The 18,971-nt window shown below is 71.4% G+C and carries 19 protein-coding genes; 7 read left to right on the top strand and 12 right to left on the bottom strand.

The window, feature by feature from the left end:
• Positions 1-79: 79 nt before the first annotated feature.
• Positions 80-928 (bottom strand): NAD(P)H-binding protein, encoded by an 849-nt coding sequence (locus tag ACTOWY_RS25290; RefSeq protein WP_441312159.1) that lies wholly within the window; start codon positions 926-928, stop codon positions 80-82.
• Between the two features lie 69 nt (positions 929-997).
• Here ACTOWY_RS25290 and ACTOWY_RS25285 point away from each other — a divergent pair, with 69 nt between their 5' ends.
• Together ACTOWY_RS25285 and ACTOWY_RS25280 are read left to right on the top strand one after the other, a co-directional pair.
• The gene (locus ACTOWY_RS25285; RefSeq protein WP_441312158.1) at positions 998-1,456 is read left to right on the top strand and encodes a MarR family winged helix-turn-helix transcriptional regulator; all 459 of its coding nucleotides are present in this window, start codon (positions 998-1,000) and stop codon (positions 1,454-1,456) included.
• An 88-nt stretch (positions 1,457-1,544) separates the two neighbouring features.
• Positions 1,545-2,018 carry a carboxymuconolactone decarboxylase family protein gene (locus tag ACTOWY_RS25280; protein WP_441312157.1) on the top strand — a complete coding sequence of 158 codons (474 nt, stop codon included), beginning with the start codon at positions 1,545-1,547 and terminating at the stop codon, positions 2,016-2,018.
• Positions 2,019-2,162: 144 nt separating this feature from the next.
• Here ACTOWY_RS25280 and ACTOWY_RS25275 read toward each other — a convergent pair whose 3' ends face one another.
• Both ACTOWY_RS25275 and ACTOWY_RS25270 read right to left on the bottom strand, forming a co-directional pair.
• On the bottom strand, positions 2,163-4,598 hold the full coding sequence (locus ACTOWY_RS25275; protein WP_441312156.1) for an FtsX-like permease family protein: 2,436 nt from the start codon (positions 4,596-4,598) through the stop codon (positions 2,163-2,165).
• Positions 4,595-5,344: an ABC transporter ATP-binding protein gene (locus ACTOWY_RS25270; protein WP_441312155.1), complete on the bottom strand. Its 750-nt coding sequence runs from the start codon at positions 5,342-5,344 to the stop codon at positions 4,595-4,597. The genes ACTOWY_RS25275 and ACTOWY_RS25270 overlap by 4 nt, the downstream gene beginning before the upstream one ends.
• Positions 5,345-5,463: 119 nt before the next feature.
• Between ACTOWY_RS25270 and ACTOWY_RS25265 the strand changes: the two genes are divergently transcribed.
• The 3 genes from ACTOWY_RS25265 (at position 5,464) to ACTOWY_RS25255 (ending at position 7,703) form a co-directional block, all read left to right on the top strand.
• Positions 5,464-6,612 carry a sensor histidine kinase gene (locus tag ACTOWY_RS25265; RefSeq protein ID WP_441312154.1) on the top strand — a complete coding sequence of 383 codons (1,149 nt, stop codon included), beginning with the start codon at positions 5,464-5,466 and terminating at the stop codon, positions 6,610-6,612.
• A complete protein-coding gene (locus tag ACTOWY_RS25260; protein WP_441312153.1) occupies positions 6,609-7,256 on the top strand; it encodes a response regulator in 648 nt (215 codons plus the stop codon). Before ACTOWY_RS25265 ends, ACTOWY_RS25260 begins: the two co-directional genes overlap by 4 nt.
• A gap of 96 nt (positions 7,257-7,352) precedes the next feature.
• A complete protein-coding gene (locus ACTOWY_RS25255) occupies positions 7,353-7,703 on the top strand; it encodes a hypothetical protein (RefSeq protein ID WP_441312152.1) in 351 nt (116 codons plus the stop codon).
• Positions 7,704-8,348: 645 nt separating this feature from the next.
• Here ACTOWY_RS25255 and ACTOWY_RS25250 read toward each other — a convergent pair.
• From ACTOWY_RS25250 to ACTOWY_RS25240, 3 genes are read right to left on the bottom strand one after another with little or no spacing between them, the layout of a single operon-like run.
• Positions 8,349-8,618, bottom strand: a complete 270-nt coding sequence (locus tag ACTOWY_RS25250) for a hypothetical protein (protein WP_441312151.1) — start codon at positions 8,616-8,618, stop codon at positions 8,349-8,351.
• A 3-nt stretch (positions 8,619-8,621) separates the two neighbouring features.
• Positions 8,622-8,951, bottom strand: coding sequence for an ArsR/SmtB family transcription factor (locus tag ACTOWY_RS25245; protein ID WP_441312150.1), 330 nt, complete (start codon positions 8,949-8,951; stop codon positions 8,622-8,624).
• A gap of 28 nt (positions 8,952-8,979) precedes the next feature.
• The gene (locus ACTOWY_RS25240) at positions 8,980-11,193 is read right to left on the bottom strand and encodes an MMPL family transporter (protein ID WP_441312149.1); all 2,214 of its coding nucleotides are present in this window, start codon (positions 11,191-11,193) and stop codon (positions 8,980-8,982) included.
• On the opposite strand from ACTOWY_RS25240, the gene ACTOWY_RS25235 reads away from it, so the two are divergent.
• A complete protein-coding gene (locus ACTOWY_RS25235) occupies positions 11,152-11,832 on the top strand; it encodes an alpha/beta hydrolase (RefSeq protein WP_441312148.1) in 681 nt (226 codons plus the stop codon). The genes ACTOWY_RS25240 and ACTOWY_RS25235 overlap by 42 nt on opposite strands.
• Before the next feature lie 201 nt (positions 11,833-12,033).
• On the opposite strand, the gene ACTOWY_RS25230 is transcribed toward ACTOWY_RS25235, so the two are convergent.
• The 4 genes from ACTOWY_RS25230 to ACTOWY_RS25215 all read right to left on the bottom strand — a co-directional run bounded on the left by ACTOWY_RS25230 (position 12,034) and on the right by ACTOWY_RS25215 (position 16,627).
• Positions 12,034-13,686, bottom strand: coding sequence for a carboxylesterase/lipase family protein (locus tag ACTOWY_RS25230; RefSeq protein ID WP_441312147.1), 1,653 nt, complete (start codon positions 13,684-13,686; stop codon positions 12,034-12,036).
• A 76-nt stretch (positions 13,687-13,762) separates the two neighbouring features.
• Positions 13,763-14,293, bottom strand: coding sequence for a hypothetical protein (locus ACTOWY_RS25225; RefSeq protein ID WP_441312146.1), 531 nt, complete (start codon positions 14,291-14,293; stop codon positions 13,763-13,765).
• Positions 14,290-16,101 (bottom strand): DEAD/DEAH box helicase, encoded by a 1,812-nt coding sequence (locus tag ACTOWY_RS25220; protein ID WP_441312145.1) that lies wholly within the window; start codon positions 16,099-16,101, stop codon positions 14,290-14,292. The genes ACTOWY_RS25225 and ACTOWY_RS25220 overlap by 4 nt, the downstream gene beginning before the upstream one ends.
• Positions 16,102-16,357: 256 nt before the next feature.
• Positions 16,358-16,627, bottom strand: a complete 270-nt coding sequence (locus ACTOWY_RS25215) for a ricin-type beta-trefoil lectin domain protein (RefSeq protein ID WP_441312144.1) — start codon at positions 16,625-16,627, stop codon at positions 16,358-16,360.
• 238 nt (positions 16,628-16,865) lie between these two features.
• On the opposite strand from ACTOWY_RS25215, the gene ACTOWY_RS25210 reads away from it, so the two are divergent.
• Positions 16,866-17,240: a PH domain-containing protein gene (locus tag ACTOWY_RS25210; protein ID WP_247757924.1), complete on the top strand. Its 375-nt coding sequence runs from the start codon at positions 16,866-16,868 to the stop codon at positions 17,238-17,240.
• Here the strand turns inward: ACTOWY_RS25210 and ACTOWY_RS25205 are convergent.
• The gene (locus ACTOWY_RS25205) at positions 17,237-18,451 is read right to left on the bottom strand and encodes an RNA polymerase sigma factor (protein ID WP_441312143.1); all 1,215 of its coding nucleotides are present in this window, start codon (positions 18,449-18,451) and stop codon (positions 17,237-17,239) included. The two genes, ACTOWY_RS25210 and ACTOWY_RS25205, sit on opposite strands and share 4 nt — an antisense overlap.
• Positions 18,448-18,822: a YciI family protein gene (locus ACTOWY_RS25200; RefSeq protein ID WP_441312142.1), complete on the bottom strand. Its 375-nt coding sequence runs from the start codon at positions 18,820-18,822 to the stop codon at positions 18,448-18,450. The genes ACTOWY_RS25205 and ACTOWY_RS25200 overlap by 4 nt, the downstream gene beginning before the upstream one ends.
• Positions 18,823-18,971 lie beyond the last annotated feature (149 nt).

The raw sequence follows: 18,971 nt of genomic DNA, 5'->3' as shown, positions 1-18,971 counted from the left end.
CCCGGCCACCGCCCCCGGCAATCGCCAGCGGTTCAGCGCTCGAACGCCGCCGCCGGCCGCACGGGCTGCCGGTGCCCGGTCATGCCTGGCCGCGCAGCGCGCCGGCGTGATCCTTGGCGAACTGGGCGAAGTCGCGCGCCCGGTGCCCGGTCAGTTCGGGCACGGCCGGGGTGGTGAAATCGCCCCAGCCACCGGCGTAGGCGGCCCCGTACTCGTTGGTGACCGCGGCCATCCACGGCGTCATCCCGGCCCCGAGGAAGACCTCGTAGGCCTGCTCCGGGGTCAGCGAGTGGTAGCTCACCGGCGTGTCCAGGGCGTCGCCCGCGGCCGCGGCGGCCTCGTGCAGGGTGATGCTCTCCGGGCCGGTCAGGGTGTAGATCTTGCCCGCGTGCGGGGCCGGGTTGGCCAGGATCGCGGCGGCGGCGTCGCCGATGTCCCTGACGTCGATCAGGCCGAGCCTGCCCTCGCCGAGGAAACCGTAGAAGGTGTCCCCGTTGACCGAGCCGAGCAGGTTCTGCATGAAGAAGTGCGGGCGCAGGATCGTCCAGGACAGGCCGGAGGCGATGAGTTCGTGGTCGGAGAGGGCGTGCAGTCGTCCGTTGCGGGTCGGCGCGTCGTAGCCTGCCCCGATCGCGGACAGGCGCACCACGTGCCCGATCCCGGCCTGCTTGGCCGCGTGCACCGCGTTCATGCTGGCGTGCGGGGCCTGCGGACCCATCGCGGTGAGCAGCCACAGCGTGTCCACCCCGGCGAAGGCCTCGGTCAGGCTGGCCGGCTCGTCCAGGTCGCCGACCACGACCCGCGCGCCGGGCAGCCGGGGCGCGCGCTTCGGATCGCGCACCAGGACGCGGACGTCCTCATCGGTGGCGAGGGAGTGGAGTACCGCACTGGAGACGGTGCCGTTGGCGCCGGTGATCAGAATGGTCATGAGCACGACGTTATAGTAAGAATCAGTGACTATCAAGATTGGTGACCAAATCCACGTGGAGAGCCAGCCGTGAGCCGTAGCCAACGCAAGGAAGAAGACCCTGACCTGGGCATTCTCGCCGGCAACATTCTGTTCGGGGTGCAGCGCGAGCTGTTCCGGGCGCTGGCCGAGCAGGGCCACCCGGACCTGCGGCCCCGGCACGGCGCGGTGCTGGCCTACCTGGACGAGCAGGGCAGCCGGGCCACCGACCTGGCCCGCCAGTCCGGGCAGCACAAGCAGGTGATCGGCACCCTGGTCGACGAGCTGGTGGCGCTGGGCTACCTGCGCCGGGAGCCGGATCCGAACGACCGGCGGGCCAAGCTGATCCTGCCCACCGAGCGCGGCCTGGACGAGCTGCGCCGCGGGGATCTGATCATGGCCGGGATCGAGGCCAGGCACGCGGCGGAGGTGGGCGAGGCGGAGTACGCGGCGTTCAAGCGGTGCATGACCCGGATCGCCCGGCTGCACCGGAGCAGCGCCGAGGACTAGCGACGCAGGTCACATCCAGGCCGGTCACACTCTGCCGGGCCGGGTCGTCATAGCTGTGTAGGCAACGACAACGGCAGAGGAGTTCACCGTGAACGCCCGTTTGAACATGTTCGCCAGCCCGATGGCCGCCAAGCTGATCAAGCACTTCAACTCGGCTGGCAAGGTGGTGTCGGACTCGACGCTGCCCGCCGCGACCCAGGAGCTGGTGAAGATCCGGGCCAGCCAGATCAACGGCTGTGGCTTCTGTCTGGACATGCACACCAAGGAGGCCGCGCTCGCCGGGGAGACCGCGCAGCGGCTGCACATGATCGCGGGCTGGCGCGAGGCCACGCTGTTCACCGAGGCCGAGCGGGCCGCGCTGGAGCTGACCGAGCAGGGCACCCGGATCGCGGACGCGGCGGGCGGCGTGCCGGATGAGGTGTGGGCCAACGCCGCCAAGCACTACGACGAGGAGCAGCTGATCGCGCTGATGTCGCTGATCGCGATCATCAACGCGTACAACCGGCTGAACGTGATCGTCCAGCAGCCCGCAGGCGACTACCAGCCCGGCCAGTTCGCCTGACCGGCCCGGTCTTCTCCACTCGTGTTGGCCGTTGTCGCACGGTGAGTTGGCCGTTGCGGACGGCGTGTTGGCCGAATGGCGTACCAGTTCGGCCAACACCGGGTACGAGAACGGCCAACACGCCGCGAGGTACGGACCGGATTCCTAGTCGTTGGCGCGCATCGCGGTGACCGGGCTGACCCGCGCGGTCCGCACCGCCGGGATCAGCCCGGCCACCGCGGTGAGCCCGACCAGCGCCAGCACCGCGAGCGGCAAACCCAGTACCGGCAACACGAACGGCGCCGAGGTGCCCAGGCTCTGCACACCCAGCCAGCCGTAGGGCACGCCGAGCAGCAGCCCCAGCACTCCGCCGAGCAGGCCCTGCACCACCGACTCGCCGAGGGTGGCCCCGGCCAGGGCGCCCCGGCCGAGTCCCAGTGCCCGCAACAGCCCCGCCTCCGGGCCACGCTCCACAACGGACAGTGCCGCGGTGGTGCCGACGCCGACGATCGCGATCAGCACGGTCAGTCCGATCAGGCACAGCGCGAGCAGGGTCAGCAGGTCCAGCAGCCCGGACTGGTCGGCGCGCCGGTCGGTCAGCGAGGACAGTTCGGCCTGCTGTCCCAGCACAGTCCGGGCCGCGGCCTGGGCCGCCAGCTGCTCGGCGTTGCCCGGCCCGCCGGCGGCGAGCAGCACCCCGCTCGGGGTCGGCGGCACGTTCAGCCGGTCCAGGTCGGCCCGGTCCAGCACCACGGCGGACACGGCGATCCGTTCACCCAGCACCACTCCTCGCACCACCAGATTCCGGCCGCCGACCTGGATCAGGTCCCCGGCCCGCACCCGCAACCTGCGGGCGAAGTTGTCGCTGAGGAACACCCCGCCAGGCTCCCAGCTGCCCTCGGACAGCCGCAGTCCGGCGAAGCCCGGGGTGGCCCGAATGTCCACATCGGACACCTGCACGCTCACCTGGGCCTGTGGGCTCCGCACGTCCAGGCGCACCTCGCGGTAGGCCAGCACCTGCCGGAATTCGGGGCGGGCACGGAGTTTCTGCACCAGTCCGGCCGGCAGCGACTCGCCCTCGGGCACGCTGACCAGGAGGTCGCTGGGGTAGCTCGCGGCGGATTCGGCCGCGGTGTACTCGCGCAGGGTGGTGCCGCCGACCAGGGCGCCGGTCAGCAGCGCCGAGCCCAGGGTGACCACGGCGGCCACCGCTGCCGCCCGGCGCGGGGCGCCGCCGACGCCGCGCACGGCGAGCACGGCGGTGGGGCCGAACAGCCTGGCCGGGCGTTCCAGCAGGCGCAGCAGCGGGCCGACGTAGAGCGGGCCGAGCGCGACCACCGCGCCAAGGGCCAGGGCCCCACCGGCCACGGTGAGCAGCAGCAGGTCCGCCGTAAGGCCGCCGGGCCTGGCGGTTTCCAGCAACCCTTCCTGGATCATCAGGTACACCAGTCCGCCGGCACCGGCCGCGGCCAGCACGCCGATCGCGATCCGCAGCCGTCCGGTGCGCTTGCTCTCGGCGGGTTTGCTGGTGCGGCGCAAGGCTTCCAGCGGGGACACAGCGGCCGCGCCGAGGGCCGGGGCGAGCACCGCGCCGATCGTGACGAGCATGGCGCCGGCGGCGATCACCAGTAGCAGCAACGGTGACAGGCTCGGCTGACTCACCGGGGCGACCAGCGGGGCCAGCCAGCCGAGCCCGTAACCCAGGGCAGCGCCGAGTGCGCCGCAGACCAGGCCGGTGAGCGCGCCCTCGGCGATCAGCGCCCTGGCGAGCCTGGCCCGGGAGCCGCCGACCGCGCGCAGCAGGGCGAGCTGGCGGCCGCGGTGGGCGAAGACGATCCGGAACGCCGAGGTGGCCACCATGACCCCGGCCAGCAGCGCGACCAGCACGAACGCGGTGAGCGCCGCGGTGAGCTGGTCGACGGAGTCCTGGGCCCGGCCGAGTTCGGCGGTGCGGGCCTGGGCCGCGGGCACGGCGGTTTCGGCGCTGGTGCGCAGGGCTTCGACGATCCGGGCCTGGTCACCGGTCAGCTCGACCCGGTCCAGGGGCGCGCCGGTCAGGGTGAGCACCTGGCGGTCCGGGGTGTAGGCGGCGATGCCGTCCGCGGGTGGTCCGGAGACCAGGCCGGTCACCGTGAGCCGCACGGGTTTCGCGCCGATCCTGGCCTCGATCGTGCCGCCGGTGGTGACGCCGAGTCGTTGCGCCGCCCGCTCGGACAGCGCGATCTCCCCGGCCGCGGCGGGGTAGGCGCCGCCGGTCAGGCGGACCCGGCTGAGCGGTCCGGCGCCCGGGTCGGCGTGCATTCCGACGGTGTTGTCCCCCACCAGGATCCGGCTGTGCGCGCGGCCGACCGCGCTGGTCGCGCCCGGGGTGCGGGCGAGCCGGTCCAGGGCGGTGACGCCGTCGCCCGCCGGGCTGGCGACCACGGCGTCCGCGCCGGCCGGGATGGCGGTGAGGTTCTCGATCGCAGTGCGCACCGCGATGTCCCTGGCCATGATCGCGCCGGTGGCGAACAACGCGGCCACGGTGATGGCCAGGCCGGTCAGCAGCAGGCGCAGCGGGGAGCGCAGCACGCCGCGCAGGTAGACGCGGGTGAAGTTCACCGGCCCGCTCCGGCGGTGCGCAGGGCCTCGATCACGGTGGGCAGGTCCGGGTCGCGCAGTTCGCCTGCGAGGCGGCCGTCGGCCAGCAGCACCACCCGGTCGGCGTGCGCGGCGGCTACCGGGTCGTGGGTGACCATGACGACGGTCTGGCCGAACTCGCGCACGCAGTGGCGCAGGAAGCGCAGCACCTCGGCGCCGGAGCGGGAGTCCAGGTTGCCGGTGGGTTCGTCGGCGAAGACCACCTCCGGCCGGGTCAGCAAGGCCCTGGCCAGCGCGACTCGCTGTTGCTGGCCGCCGGAGAGTTCGGCTGGCCGGTGCTGGAGACGGTCCGCGATGCCCAATATTCCGGCGAGACGCATATACAGCGCGCGATCATATGCGCGACCGGCGAGGCTCAGTGGCAGCAGGATGTTCTCCCGCGCGGTGAGCTGGGGCAGCAGGTTGAAGGACTGGAAGACGAAGCCGATCCGGTCCAGCCGGGTCTTGGTGAGCGCCTTGTCCGGGAGCCGGGTCAGGTCGGTGCCGCCGAGCAGGGCGGCCCCGGAGGTCGCGGTGTCCAGGCCGGCCAGGCAGTGCATGAGCGTGGACTTGCCGGAGCCGGAGGGCCCCATGATGGCGGTGAACGCGGCGCGGTCGAAGCCGACCGTCACCCCGTCCAGCGCGCGCACCGCGCCGGGGCCGCTGCCGTAGACCTTCACCAGGTCCACGGCGGCGACCGCGGCCGTCGCGAGAGCGGAGTTCGTCATGCCGGTCACGATCTCCCCTGGCCGGGTGGGCGCGGATCTGTCCCGGGGCCGGTTCCCGGTCGGGTGGCTCTGACTTTTGGCCGATCTGCCCGGTCCGACCGGCGGATAGGCTGCCGGGCGTGATCGGGAACCGCTGGCTGCCGCTGCAGGTGCTGCTGTGGCTGGCGGGAGCGGCGGCGCTGGGTGCGCTGGGCCTGATCGACCTGGCCGGACGCGCCTTCCGCTCCGGTGCGGGCTTCGGCCTGGACCTGGGCACCGCGATGACGGCCTGCGGGCTCGCGCTGGTGTGCTGCTGGCTCGGCCCGCGCACCCTGGCGGTCGCCGCCGGCGTGCTGGCGATCGGCTCGGTCGTGCTGCGCTACACCGGGGAGCGGCTGCGGCTGCCGGACGCGCCGTTCAGCTTCGCCTACAGCGCGGCCGTGCTGGTGCTGCTGGGCGTGCTGGCCTGGCGGGGTGCGGTGTGGTGGTCGGCGACCGCCGCGCTGCTGCTGCTCGGCGCCCTGCTGACCCAGCCCCTGGTCGCCGATCGCGGTCTGGCCGCCGTGGTCGGCGCGATCGTGCTGGTGCTGGCCGCCGCGATCGCGCTCGGCGCCGGGGTGACCGCACGACTGACGGCCCGGATCAAGACAAGGCAACTGGAGCACGCCCGGCTGACCCAGCGCACCGAGTTCGCCAGGGACCTGCACGATTTCGTCGCCCACCACGTGACCGCGATGGTGGTGCAGGCCAGGGGTGCGCTGGCGATCGCGGACAGGAAGCCCGAGCTGGTCGCGCCCGCGCTGGAGCGGATCGCGGACACCGGAACCGAGGCGATGGAATCCTTGCACCGCATGGTCGGCTTGCTGCGCGGCGAGGACGATCCGGCGCGCACCACCCCGATCGGCATGGGCGAGCTGCGGGCGCTGGTGGCGCGGTTCGGCGCGGTGGACGGGGTGCGGGCCACGCTGAGTGAGTCCGGCGAACTGGACGAGTTGCCCGCCGAGGTCGCCTCCACCGCACACCGGGTGGTCCTGGAGGCGCTGACCAACGTGCGCAAGCACGGACAGGAGGTCGGCGCGGTGGACGTGCTGGTGCAGCGCAACGGACAGTGGGTGGTGGTCCGGATCGCCGACGACGGCCGGGCGCCACGTTCAGGTGGCCGCAACGGATTCGGGCTGCGCGGCCTGGGCGAACGGGCCGAGTCGATCGGTGGCACACTGCGCTCCGGGCCGGGCGCCGCGGGCGGCTGGGTGGTGGAGGCGAGACTGCCGGTGGGGACGGTCCGATGACGATCCGGGTGCTGCTGGCCGACGACCAGGCGATGGTGCGCACCGGGTTCGGCATGATCCTGGCCGCCGAGGACGACATCGAGGTGGTCGGCGAGGCCGAGGACGGCGTGCGCGCGGTGGAACTGTGCCGTGAGCTGCGCCCGGACGTGGTGCTGATGGACATCCGGATGCCCCGGCTGGACGGCCTGGAGGCGTTGCGGCGAGTGACCGCGCCCGGAGTGGTCGATCCACCGAAGGTCGTGGTGGTGACCACGTTCGAGGAGGATGCCTATGTGCGACAGGCACTTCAGGACGGCGCGTGCGGATTCCTGTTGAAGACGGCCAGTTCCGCGTTGCTGGTGGAGGCGATCCGGGCGGCGGCCTCGGGTGCGGCGCTGGTCAGCCCGTCGATCACGGTGAAACTGCTGCGCAAGCTGACCGGACCGGGCCCGCGTCCAGCCTCCGGCGGCGAGCTGTCCGAGCGGGAACTGGACGTGGTGCGCGAGGTGGCCAGGGGCGCGACCAACGCGGAGATCGCGGCCGCGCTGCACATCGCGGTGGGCACGGTGAAAACCCACCTCACCAGCATCCAGCACAAACTACCCGCCCGGAACCGGGTGGAAATCGCCGCCTGGGCCTGGTCGTCAAACATAGTTGGCCATTAGTCGTACCCCGAACCGACCCAAAGTCGGATTCCCCACCCCCACCCACCCGGCAGCCTGAAGTGGACACACCCCAACCGTCCACTGTGGAGGACCCCCGTGCCCCGCTGGCCCGCCCTGCTTCTACTCGCCGTCGTCCTGGTCACCGGCGGCTGCGCGAAACCCCCGTCGGAGAAGTACTACGAGGTGAAGGTCGACATCACCGGCGGCGACAAGTCCGTGGTAACCCTGTCCAACTCCACCGGCAACGGCACCGCCCAGTACACCCAGGACGTCACCACGCCCTACACGATCACCCTGGTCCCCAACGGCGGCCCAGCCAAGTTCACCGCCACGCCCAAGGATCCAGGCGTGGCCGTGGAATGCAACGTGACGGTCGAGGGCGAGCACAAGGTCCGCAACATCGGCGAGGCAGGCAAACCCGCGTTATGCGAACTCAGCGTGGAGTGACCACCCCACCTCGCCCAAACCCCGCTCCCCCACCAGGCCCTGCCCCCGGCCCAGCCACAACCTGACCTCACCCCGCTGACGCGGATCCGCCTGCCACACACCAACCAAGCCACATCTCAGTCACCCGCACCCCGACCCCAGCCAACCCCCGCCCAGTCAACTCCCGCACAGCCAACTCCCGCCCGGCCAACTCGCACCCAGACAACTCGCACCCAGACAACTCGCACCCAGACAACTCCCGCACAGCTGCCACCCGAGCAGCCAACCCCCACCCCGCCGAACCCAACCGGGCCCGCACGTCGAGCAGCCGAACCCCGACCCCAGCCAACTCACCCCCGACCTGCTCCCGCAGCGTCGGCACGGGCAACCAACCCCACCAGACCTGCCCGCAGCACGACCCCGGCCAACTTCACACCCAACCGGCTCCTGTGCGACGCCGCGGGCACCCCACCCCCACCGCACCCGCCGCAACGCAACCACGGCACGAAGGGATCGCTCCACCACAGCCACAATCCGCGCCATCGAATCGAACCGGGTCCGCACCTCGGGCAGCCGAACACCGACCTCAACCAGCCCCCACCCAGTCAGCGCACGCCCAGCCTGTTCCCACGCAGCAACGGCGCGCACGACCTCAGCGTGCAGTGATCACTCCACCTCGCGCAGGATCCGCTCCACCGAGGCAAGCCGGGTCTGCAGCTCGGTGAGCTGTGCCCTGGTCTCGGTCAGTTCGCGGGCGGTGTCCTCCTGCGCGGCCACCGCGCGGGCGGCCAGTGCCTGATACCCCTGCTCGCGGGCGGCGCTGGCCTTGGCCCGCACCGAGATGAAGCTCTGCCAGATGATCACGGTCAGTACCACGGTGATCAGCATGAAGACGCCGAACACCCCGACTAGTTCCTGCCAGGCACGGACGCCCATGGGTCAGTCTTCCTGTTCTTCCGGTGTGCTGAGAGTGCGTACGGCCGCCACGACCGTGGCCGGGGTCAGCTCGTAAGCGAACGGGGTCACCTCGTAGAACTTCATCGCCTTGCCATCCGCCGACAACTCCAACTGAGCGGTCACCAGGCCGGCCGCCTCCAGCTTGCGCAGGTGCACCTGGAGCAACGCCCGGCTGATGCCGAGTTCACGGGCCAGCGCGCTGACGTACTGGCGCTGTCCGGACAGCGCCGCGACCACCCGCAGCCGGTGCGGATTGGCCAGCGTCGCCAGCACCCGCACGAGGTCGTCCCCCGTGGGCGTCTTCCTGGTCATCGCGGCACCCGGCACATGGTCAGCAAGGTTAGGCGGTGACCCGAGCGCCCCGCACGGGACGGTCGGCCCCGGGCCGCCCGGCCCGGAAACCTGGCAGCCGCCAGGCACGTTCGCCGAGCAACGACAGCGCGGCGGGCACCAGCACACCACGTACCAGGGTCGCGTCCAGCAGTACCGCCACGGCGAGGCCGACGCCGAGCATCTTGTTCTCAATGGAGGTGAGAGTGACGAACACGGCGAACACCAGGGTCATGATGACCGCGGCGCTGGTGACCACGCCCGCGCTCGCGCCGAGGCCGCTGACCACGGCTTCGCGGGCGGGCAGGCCGTCGGTCCAGCGTTCGCGGATACGGCTGAGGATGAAGATGTGGTAGTCCATGCTCAGTCCGAACAGGACCACGAACATGAACAGCGGCAGCCAGCCCATCACCCCGCCGTAGGAGGTGAAACCCAGCAGGCCGCTGAGGTTGCCGTACTGGAAGATCCAGGTGATCACGCCATAGGCCGCGCCGATGGAGAGCAGGTTCAGCGCGATCGACACCAGTGGCACGGTGATCGAGCGGAACACGAAGATCAGCACCACGAACGACAGCAGCAGCACGAAGGCGAACACCAGTGGCGTGCGATCCCGCAGCTGGTTGGTGAAGTCGTAGGTCTGCGCGGTCTTGCCGGACACGGCCGCGTCCAGCTGGGCGAAGCCGCCGAAGGCCGCGGGGATCGCCTGGTGCCGCAGGTGTTCCAGCGCGCGCACCGAGGTGTCGTCGGTGCCGGACCCGGCCAGCGGCATCCGGACCACCAGCGCGTTGCCCACCCGGTCGCTGGTGACCGGCTCGGCCAGCAGCCCGCCGCTCTCCTTGACCTGCGCGCGCAGCCGGTCCACCACCGCGCCGCTCAGCATTCCGTCCACCCTGGACTGATCGCGCTGCCAGATCACCACCCTGGCCGGGGTGGGCGCGCCGGGAAACGCCTCCTGCATGCGGATCGCCGCGTCGACCTGGGCGACGCTGCGCGGCAGGCTGTTCACCGCGGCGGCGTCCTGGAGCTTCATGTCCAGCGCGGGCACCGCCAGTGCCAGCAACGCCAGCACCGCCGCCGCACCCCACACCAGCGGCCGCCGGGCCACCCGGCGGGCGACCCCGGACCAGATCCGGGACTCCCTGGCCGCGGTCCGGCCCTTGCCCAGCCAGGGGATCCGGCCCTTGTCCACCCGGTGCCGCAGGGTGGCCAGGATCGCGGGCAGCACGGTCACCGAGGCGATCATGGCCAGGCCGACCACCACGGTCATGCCGATCGCGCCGCCGGTGAACACGCCGAGTCCGGTCAGCACCAGCCCGGCCAAGGACAGCATCACGGTGAGGCCGGAGAACAGCACCACGTGCCCGGAGGTGCGGGCGGTGGTGCGCAATGCGGTCTCATCGTCCACTCCGGACAGTCGTTCCTCGCGGTAGCGGCGCAGATAGAACAGCGAGTAGTCGATGCCGACAGCCACCCCGATCAGCAGGATCAGCGCCGAGCCCGCGCTGTTGATGGCGACCACCTTGCCGATCACCGACAGCAGGGTGAAGGTGGCGATCAGCGCGGTCGCGGTGAGCAGCACCGGGATGCCGGCGGCGACCACCGAGCCGAACACGATCAGCAGGATGATCAGCACCAGCGGCAGCGACAACAGGTGCGACCGGGCCAGATCGGCCTTGATCGCCTCGTCCACCGCGCCGGACAGGCTGCGGTCCCCGGCCTGGGCCAGCCGCACCCCGGGATGCCGGGCCGCGACGGTGGCGACCGCGTTGGTGGCGAAACTGAAGTGCTCATTGAGTTTTTCCACCGGCCAGGCCAGCCGGAAGGTCACCAGCCCGGACCGGCCGTCGGCGGAAACGTGCGGCGATCCGGGTTCCGGCTGCGAACCGGGTTCCAGCGGCGAGCCGATGCCGGTGACCGCGTCCGGCCGCCGCTTCAGCTCGGTGATCAGGTCCTCGGCGGCCGCGAGCAGCTCCGGACTGTTCCCGAAGTGCCTGCCCGGGGTGCGGGCCTGCACCAGGACCTTCTCCTCCACCGGCAGATACTCGCTCTGACTGTCCAGAATGGACCGCGCCCGGCCGGTGTCCCCCGGCTCCGCATTGCGCGCGTCCGGTCCGGTGACCAGCACACTCGCCAGAAACGCGAGCAGTACCAGCCCCAGCCAGCCCAGGATGGCCGTCCGGCGATGCCGTGCGGACCAGGCCGCGATCCGATCGGTCAGCGTCATGCCACAACTCCCCAGTTCGATACCTGCAAGCGAAAGCTAGCAGGTGCCACGCTGGGTTGTCACCCAGAGAACCCGGCCATCTCATTGGGCGGCCTCCGGAGGAGTTTCCGCCGGGCCCGACCTACCGTGGTGGCAGCGAGCACATCCGAGGGGGGCCTTGGCAGTGACGGACAATCGCATCGCCGCGAGCGCGGACACCCTGGCCAGGACGGTCCGGGCACTAGTCGACACCGCCGACGCCGCGCATCGCCGGATCCGCGGTCACAGCGGCGCCCAGGACGGCGACGACGCGACCAACGCCAAGCAGGACCTGGGCAGGTTCCAGGAGGGCTGCGCGCCACCCATGAGGATCAGCCTTCGCACAACACCGTCGTCGGGCACAGCTACGGCTCCACCGTGGTGGGGCACACCCCGCGCGACCTGACGATCCAGGCCGACGAGGTGGTGTTCATCGGCAGTCCCGGGGTCGGCGTCACTCAGGCGAGCGAGCTGAACCTCCCGCCCGAGCGGGTGCACTCCAGCACCGCCCAGCACGACGTCATCAAGTACACCAACATCAACCTGGGTCTCGACCGCGACGTCCTGCCGCTGGACCCGCTCGGCTCCCGACCGAGACGCGGACGGAGCGGATCGCGCTGAAGACGAACAGCCCGTGCGATGTGCCCTCGGACAACGGACCGCCAGGCCGGGTGCAGGTGTCCAACAGCTATCAGCTGCACAGGCTCGACCCCGCGCGGTTCACCCGCTATTTCGACACCCTCAAGGGCAACCACTTTGGCGAGCTGTACCTCGGCTCGACGTCGCCGTGCATCTGGCCGAACGGACAACCGAAGTAGCGGATCAGCCGAGCCGCGACCAGAACCCGCAATCGTGCCGGGCCGCCAGATCGATCGGCCCGGTGTGCCCGGAGCTGAAGGACATCGTGCGACCCGGACCGTGTCGCGGCCAGCCGGGATCGCCGGTGCGCACGAAGGCCGACCAGTGGTCGATCATGCGGTTGGCCAGGTCCTGCTGGGCCGGGGTGAGTGGCGGCTGCGGCCAGGACAGGTCCAGCAGGTAGCGGAGTTCGGCGCCATGGGCTGCGCCGTAAGGGAAATCGCCGACCACGTGGCCGGTGGGTTCGGCGAACTCGAAGGTGTACAACGGTTTGCGGGCGGATTCGGCCACCGGGAGCTGGGTGCAGGCGCCCAATACGCCACCGTGGTCGGTGAGCAGGCGGGACAGGGTCAGGGCTGGGGTGGGCTGGGACTGCGGTGGGTACTGGTGGAGGACGGCGGGGGCGTCCTCGCCGAAGAGAGCGGTGACGACCGTGGGGTAGTCGGCCGCGGTGAGGGTGCGGTGCTGGGCGGCGACGAACGGGGTCATCTCGTCGGCGGTGCCGCCGAGCAGGAGGGGGACCCTGGCGGTGTGGGATTGCGTTGGCAGGGTTGGGGTTCCGGTGACCGGGAGCCAGGGGCGGCCGTTGAAGTCGCGGCGTAGCAAGGAGAGCTGGTCCTGGTGCAGGCCGACCAGGGCGGACAGCGGCAGGTCGCGCAGACAGGTGGCGTCGGGGCAGCCGAGGGTGGTCGCGGTGGACTGGGCGCGGCGCTGGGCTTCGGGGCGGGTGATCATGGGGTTGGCGCAGGGGGCGCTGTGGATGGCGGCCTGGTGGAACAGGCCCTGGGAGGCGGGGGCGGACAGGTGCGCGCACACGCTGTAGCCGCCCGCGGACTGGCCCCACAGGGTCACCCGGGCCGGGTCGCCGCCGAAGGCGCCGATGTTGGCGCGGACCCAGCGCAGCGCGGCCTGCTGGTCCTGGATGCCGAGGTTGCCGGTGTCGGGGCCCAGACCGGGGTGGGCCAGGAAGCCCAGGGCGCCCAGGCGGTAGTTGAGGGTGACCACCAGGAGGTTGCCGCGGGTGGCCAGGCGGGCCGGGTTGTACTGGCTGCCCGCGCCGGTGGTGAAACCGCCGCCGGGCACGAAGACCAGGACCGGGAGCTTGTCTGTCCCTTGTGGACGGTGGATGTCGAGGGAGAGGCAGTCCTCGGCGCCCTGGACCGTGCCGCCGGGGCCGGGTTGGGCGCAGACGAGGCCGGGCTGGGTGGCGTCGCGGATGCCGGGCCAGGGGTGCGGTGGGGCCGGGGGTGACCACCGGGTGGCCTGGGCGTAGGGGATGCCTTGGTAGACGCGGAGATCGGGGGTGCTTCGGCCGCGGACCCAGCCGCCGGTGGTGCGGGCCAGATCACCGGCGGAGGCGGAGGCGGAGGGGACGGGGACGGCGGGGGTGTGGGCTGGGTTGCCGGGGGCCGCGGTGGCCGGGGCCGGATCGGTGTCGGCGGCTGGGCCGTTGAAAGCCGTGGTGGCAGCCGGATCGGCGGCGGCGGTCGGACCGTTGAAAGCCGTGGTGGCGGCCGGATTGGCGGCGGCGGTCGGGCCGCTGGGATTCGCGATGCCTGGTGCTGGTGCGGCCAGCAGGGTGAGGGCCAGGGTGGTCAGGAGGGTCGCTTGTCGCATGGGGCGACCCTGGCAGCGCGCGGGCTGCCAGGGCGTCACCGCGGGACCGTATCCGGGACTACGTGGATCGGCGTACTCAGCCGTAGAACCCGGCCACCGAGACCTCGCCCAGTGGCACCCAGTCCGCGTCCGCCGGACCGGTGATCACCGGTCCGCGCAGTTCCACCGCCAGGGCCGGGCGTTCGTCCACCGCTTGCACCAGCAGGTACAGCGTGGTCAGCACGTGCAGGCAGTGTGGGCGGCGGTCGCGGCAAGCGCACTGGGTCAGCAGGGAATCCGGTGGTGGGGCGATCTCGACGCCCGCTCGGTGCAGGGTGGTGGCCAGGGTGTCCGGGAGGTCGCCGGGGGCCGCGGGCGGGAGGTCGGCGAGCAGGGTGGCGACCAGGGTCAGGGTTTCGGCGGGCCAGTGCGGGACGGTGATCTGGACCTGGTGTGCGCCCACGGTGGCGGTGAGCAGGCCGGGGACGATGGTCAGGCCGGTGACGCTGTCGTCGCGGGAGAGTTTGCGGGCCCTGGGCAGCAGCGGGTTCGGCCGGGTCACCCGGGTGGGTTCGGCGGTGCGCAGCCAGGCGTGGCCCCAGGCGGTGGCGCCGAATTCGGCGATCATGGGCCGGTTCCTTCCAGGTTCAGGGCCAGCACGGCGTGCAGGTCGTCGTCGGGCAGGTTGGCCAGGGCGGTCTCGGTGTCGCCGGAGACCACGTCGGCCAGGGCGCGTTTGCGGTCGTGCATGCGGGCGATGTGCTCCTCCACCGTGCCGCCGGTGACCAGGGTGTGCACGTTGAGCACCCGGTGCTGGCCGATGCGATGTGCCCGGTCGGTGGCCTGTTCCTCCACCGCGGGGTTCCACCAGCGGTCGTAGTGCAGCACGTGACCGGCCCTGGTCAGGTTGAGGCCGAAGCCGGCGGCGCGCAGGCTCAGCAGCAGGATCGGCGGGGCGTCGTCGTCATTTTGGAAGGCGTGCACGAGCCGGTCCCGCTGGTCGATGCCGAGGCCGCCGTGCAGGAACGGGATCCGCGGGCCGCCCAGGGTTTGGGTGAGGTGGCTGGAGAGCAGTTCGCCCATGGCGCGGTACTGGGTGAACACCAGCGCCCGGTCCTGGTCCTCGACGATCTCGGTGAGCATTTCGGTGGCGCGGTCGAACTTGCCGGAGCGGCCGGCCAGCGGACCGTCCTGGCCGAGCAGCTGGGCCGGGTGGTTGCAGATCTGTTTGAGCGCGGTGAGCAGGGCCAGGATCCGGCCCCGGCGTTCGATGCCGGACCCGAGACCGTTACTGAACGCCCGGTCCAGCGCGTCGCGGTACAGCCGGATCTGCTCCGTGCTGAGCGTGCAGGCCACCGTGGCGTACAGCTTGGGCGGCAGGTCGGTGGCGACCTCGGATTTGTTGCGGCGCAACAGGTGCGGGCCGATCAGCGTCTGCAACCGGTCCGCGGCGGCGGCCGAGCGACGCTGCTGGATGGGCACGGCGAACCGCTGCCTGAACCGGCCCCTGGTGCCCAGCAGGCCAGGCCGGGTGAGGTTGAGGATCGACCACAGCTCATCGAGGCGGTTCTCCACCGGGGTGCCGGTCAGCGCGATCCGCAGGTCCGCGGTGAGCCGGGCGGCGGCCTTGCTGGCCAGCGCGTCCGGGTTCTTCACCTGCTGGGCCTCGTCGAAGATCACCGTGTCCCAGTCGATCCCGGTCAGCTGCTCGACGTCCGCGCGCAACGCGCCGTAGCTGGTCACCACGACCGGTCCCGCCGCGAGATCGCCGAGGGTGCGCTGCGGGCCGTGGTAGGGCCGCACCGGCAGGTCGGGGGTGAATCTGGCCAGTTCGCGGCGCCAGTTGCCGACTAGGGAGGTGGGGCAGACCACCAGGTGCGGGCCGGGGCGGGTGGCCAGCAGGCTGATCGCCTGCAGGGTTTTGCCCAGGCCCATCTCGTCGGCCAGGATGCCGCCGCCGGGCACCGAGCGCAGCCAGGCCACCCCTGCCACCTGGTACGGCCGCAGTTCCGCGCGCACCTCGGCCGCGCGCAGCTCCTCGCGGGTGCGGGCGGCCTGCCGGAACTGGCGCAGCAGCGCGGCAGGCGAGCTGATCGCGGTGCCCTCGGCGTTGGGCACCGCGTGCGCGGCCGGGGGCAGCGGCAGGTCGGCGTCCGGATGCTGGGCCGCCTGCCGCCAGGCGCGGGCGGCGGGGCTGAGCTGGGCGGTGGTGCTCAGCAGCGCGGGCAGCGCGAGGTCCAGGTCCACCAGGCGCACCGGGGTGGGCAGCACGGTGATCCGGCCGTCCACCGGGCGGGCCAGCCGGCATTCGGCGGCCCGGCCCACCGGCAGTCCGGCCGCGGTCAGCGCGGCGGCCGGGTCGGGCGGGCCCCACCAGGCGAACGCGCCCTCGGCTGGCAGGAACGTGGCCTGGAGCTGGACGTGCGAGGTCGGCATGACCTCCCTTTCGAGGCAAGGCGGTGGCCGGGACGGAATCTCGATGGCCAGCCGAGGTTACCTCGCGGATTGCGCTCGCGCTAATGAATCCGACATTTGACAAAATGGGATTCGTGTATCTCCGGAAATTCATCCTTGACAAAGTCGGGGGTGGTGCGTCTCATGGCTTTGCCGCCCGCGGATCCGCTCACCGGTGTTGCTGTGCCGCACCGCCACACAGCAACACCTCCGCGGAACAGCGTTGCGCCGCCAGGCGTCACGGCTCGTTCAGGAGCCACTTCTGCCTGTCAACGGCGGCGTTGCAGCCCCGCAACCGAAGGGGCGCATCGAGCCCCGCGTACTCGGCACAGGTGCGGTACTTGGTGTTCCCCAGTTGAGGCGAATCGCCGCCACCGCGCCGCGTCCACTTCTGCCCCGGGGCGTTGTTGTCACATTTAAGCCCCTTGATCTTGCCCTCGTCCACCGCGGTGGCGCACTTGTTAGTGCCAGCGTTCCGCAAGGTGTCGTGGTCGGAGTCGTACACCATTGCTGGCGGGGTGATCCGGCGTCCTCGGTGGTGCGGACCAAGTCCGTTACCTGGGGGCCTGCGTCCACACGGCCCCGGCCGCGAACTCGCTTTCGATCACCCAGGTCGTCTCGTCGGCGATCGCACGGATGTTCGAGCAGCTCAGGCTGCCAGGCCGCCCGCCCGATCAGGGGCAGGCCGACCACTAGTTGTGTTCGCGCGCCGCACCGGGCAGCCGCGTTTCGGTACGGTGGAAATCGTGATCGACTTCGAGAAGGCTTCCGTGTTCAAGCTCTCGCCGTGTCGCCCCGAGGACATCGCCGGATCCGTCGCGCCGATCATCATCCCGGGTGAACAGCTCGTCGCCGCGTTCAAGACCGTGCGGGACTACGTGGTGTTCACCAACAAGCGGCTCATCGCGGTGAACGTGCAGGGCATGCTGGGCAAGAAGAAGGACTTCACCTCGCTGCCCTACAACAAGGTCCAGGCGTTCTCCATCGAGACCGCGGGCACCTTCGACCTGGACGCCGAACTGGAACTGTGGTTCAGCGGACTCGGCAAGGTGCGGCTGGAGTTCCGCGGCGACTCCGATGTGCGCAAGATCGGCCAGCTGATCGCGCAGCACACCCTCTAACCGAGCCGGGCCGCCCTGGCCAGCAGATAACGCTGTTCGGGCAGGCTGTTCGTGCGGCGGGCGGCCAGGTGATACGCCTGTGCCGCCGCCGCGGGCTCCTCGTTCAGCTCCAGCAGATGCGCGCGCACCGCGTCCAGGCGGTGGTTGGCCCGCATCCGCTCGTCGGCGGCCAGCTCGTCCAGCAGGTCCAGGCCCGCCTTGGGGCCCTCGACCATGGCCAGCGCGATCGCCCGGTTCAGCGTGACCACCGGGTTCGGCGCGATCCGGTCCAGGATCCGGTACAGCACCAGGATCTGCGGCCAGTCGGTGTCCGCGGCACCCTCGGCCTCGGCGTGGGTGGCCGCGATGGTGGCCTGGATCAGGTACGGGCCCAGCTCGCCTGTGTGCAGGGTCTGCCGGACCAGGTCGACGCCCTCGGTGAGCGCGGCCCGGTCCCAGCGGGTGCGGTCCTGTTCGGTGAGCGGGACGAGCGCGCCGTCCGGGCCGGTGCGGGTCTCCCGGCGGGCGTCGGTGAGCAGCATCAGCGCGAGCAGTGCGGTGACCTCGCTGTCGGCCGGGGCCAGCCGGTGCACCAGGCGGGTCAGCCGGATCGCCTCCCCTGCCAGTTCGGCCCGCTGCAACTGCTCGCCGCTGGAGGCCGTGTAGCCCTCGTTGAAGATCAGGTACAGCACCTGCAGCACCACCTGGAGCCGCTCGTCCCGTTCCTGGGCCTGCGGCGGGCCGAAGGTGGATCCGGCGGCCTTGATCTTCGCTTTGGCCCGGCTGATCCGCTGCGCCATGGTCGCCTCCGGCACCAGGAAGGCGCTGGCGATCTGCGCGGTGGTGAGGCCGCCGACCGCGCGCAGGGTCAGCGCGAGCTGGGACGGCGGGCTCAGCTCCGGGTGGCAGCACAGGAACAGCAGGGTCAGCGAATCGTCCCGCGCGGGCGGCAGGTCCGGGGCCGCCTCCTCCGGATCCAGGGCGAAGGCCTGTTCCCGGCGGCGGCGGGCCGACTCACTGCGCCAGGCGTCGGTGAGCCGCCGGGTGGCCACGGTCAGCAGCCAGCCGCGCGGCTGCTCCGGCAGCCCGCTCCGCCACTGCTGACTGGCCTCCAGCAACGCTTCCTGCACGGCGTCCTCGCAGGCGTCGAACTGCCCGTGACGCCGGACGAGCACGCCGAGGACCTGCGGCGCGAGTTCGCGGATCAGGTCCTCGACGGCCGAGCCGCTCACATCTCCAACTCCATGCCCCCGGAGAACATCACCGTGCGGACCTCCACGCCCAGCCCCTCGATCCGCGTGTCCGGGATCAGCTTCGCCAGCTCCAGGGCGCGCTCCCGGTTCTCGCATTCGACCAGGTAGAAGCCGCCCATGAACTCCTTGGCCTCCAGGAACGGCCCGTCGGTGACCACCTGCTGACCGTCCTTGGCCCGCACCACCGCGCTGGCGGCCGGTTCGGCCAGGGCCTGGGTCAGGATCAGCTCACCCGATGCCTGGATGGTGCGGATGAACTCGCCATGGCCTGCCCCGATCGCGGTGCGTTCCTCCTCGGTCAGCGCGTCCAGGATCGCCGGGTTGACGTTCATGATCAGCAAGAACTTCACGGCCTGCTCCTCGATGTCCGCGGCGCCTCGTCGGCACCGTACACACCCTGGTCGGAACGGGCAGGACGGTCTCGACACGCCCCCGAAACCAAGTCACTCTTTTTTTCAGCGTAGGATCGGACTAACGTTGTGTATACCGTATGCACGAT

The sequence above is a fragment of the Crossiella sp. CA198 genome, assembly GCF_052078295.1.
In the GTDB taxonomy this organism is placed as follows: Bacteria; Actinomycetota; Actinomycetes; order Mycobacteriales; family Pseudonocardiaceae; genus Crossiella.
Note: the sequence above shows the minus strand (reverse complement) of the source record. Positions and strands in the feature narration are given on the sequence as shown.

Bases quoted from the DNA above. Each gene is read 5' to 3' on its own strand.
- ACTOWY_RS25290 (WP_441312159.1), bottom strand. From the start codon at position 928: ATGACCATTCTGATCACCGGCGCCAACGGCACCGTCTCCAGTGCGGTA.
- ACTOWY_RS25270 (WP_441312155.1), bottom strand. From the start codon at position 5,344: ATGACGAACTCCGCTCTCGCGACGGCCGCGGTCGCCGCCGTGGACCTG.
- ACTOWY_RS25260 (WP_441312153.1), top strand. From the start codon at position 6,609: ATGACGATCCGGGTGCTGCTGGCCGACGACCAGGCGATGGTGCGCACC.
- ACTOWY_RS25250 (WP_441312151.1), bottom strand. From the start codon at position 8,618: ATGGGCGTCCGTGCCTGGCAGGAACTAGTCGGGGTGTTCGGCGTCTTC.
- ACTOWY_RS25245 (WP_441312150.1), bottom strand. From the start codon at position 8,951: ATGACCAGGAAGACGCCCACGGGGGACGACCTCGTGCGGGTGCTGGCG.
- ACTOWY_RS25235 (WP_441312148.1), top strand. From the start codon at position 11,152: ATGCCGTGCGGACCAGGCCGCGATCCGATCGGTCAGCGTCATGCCACA.
- ACTOWY_RS25240 (WP_441312149.1), bottom strand. From the start codon at position 11,193: ATGACGCTGACCGATCGGATCGCGGCCTGGTCCGCACGGCATCGCCGG.
- ACTOWY_RS25230 (WP_441312147.1), bottom strand. From the start codon at position 13,686: ATGCGACAAGCGACCCTCCTGACCACCCTGGCCCTCACCCTGCTGGCC.
- ACTOWY_RS25225 (WP_441312146.1), bottom strand. From the start codon at position 14,293: ATGATCGCCGAATTCGGCGCCACCGCCTGGGGCCACGCCTGGCTGCGC.
- ACTOWY_RS25220 (WP_441312145.1), bottom strand. From the start codon at position 16,101: ATGCCGACCTCGCACGTCCAGCTCCAGGCCACGTTCCTGCCAGCCGAG.
- ACTOWY_RS25215 (WP_441312144.1), bottom strand. From the start codon at position 16,627: ATGGTGTACGACTCCGACCACGACACCTTGCGGAACGCTGGCACTAAC.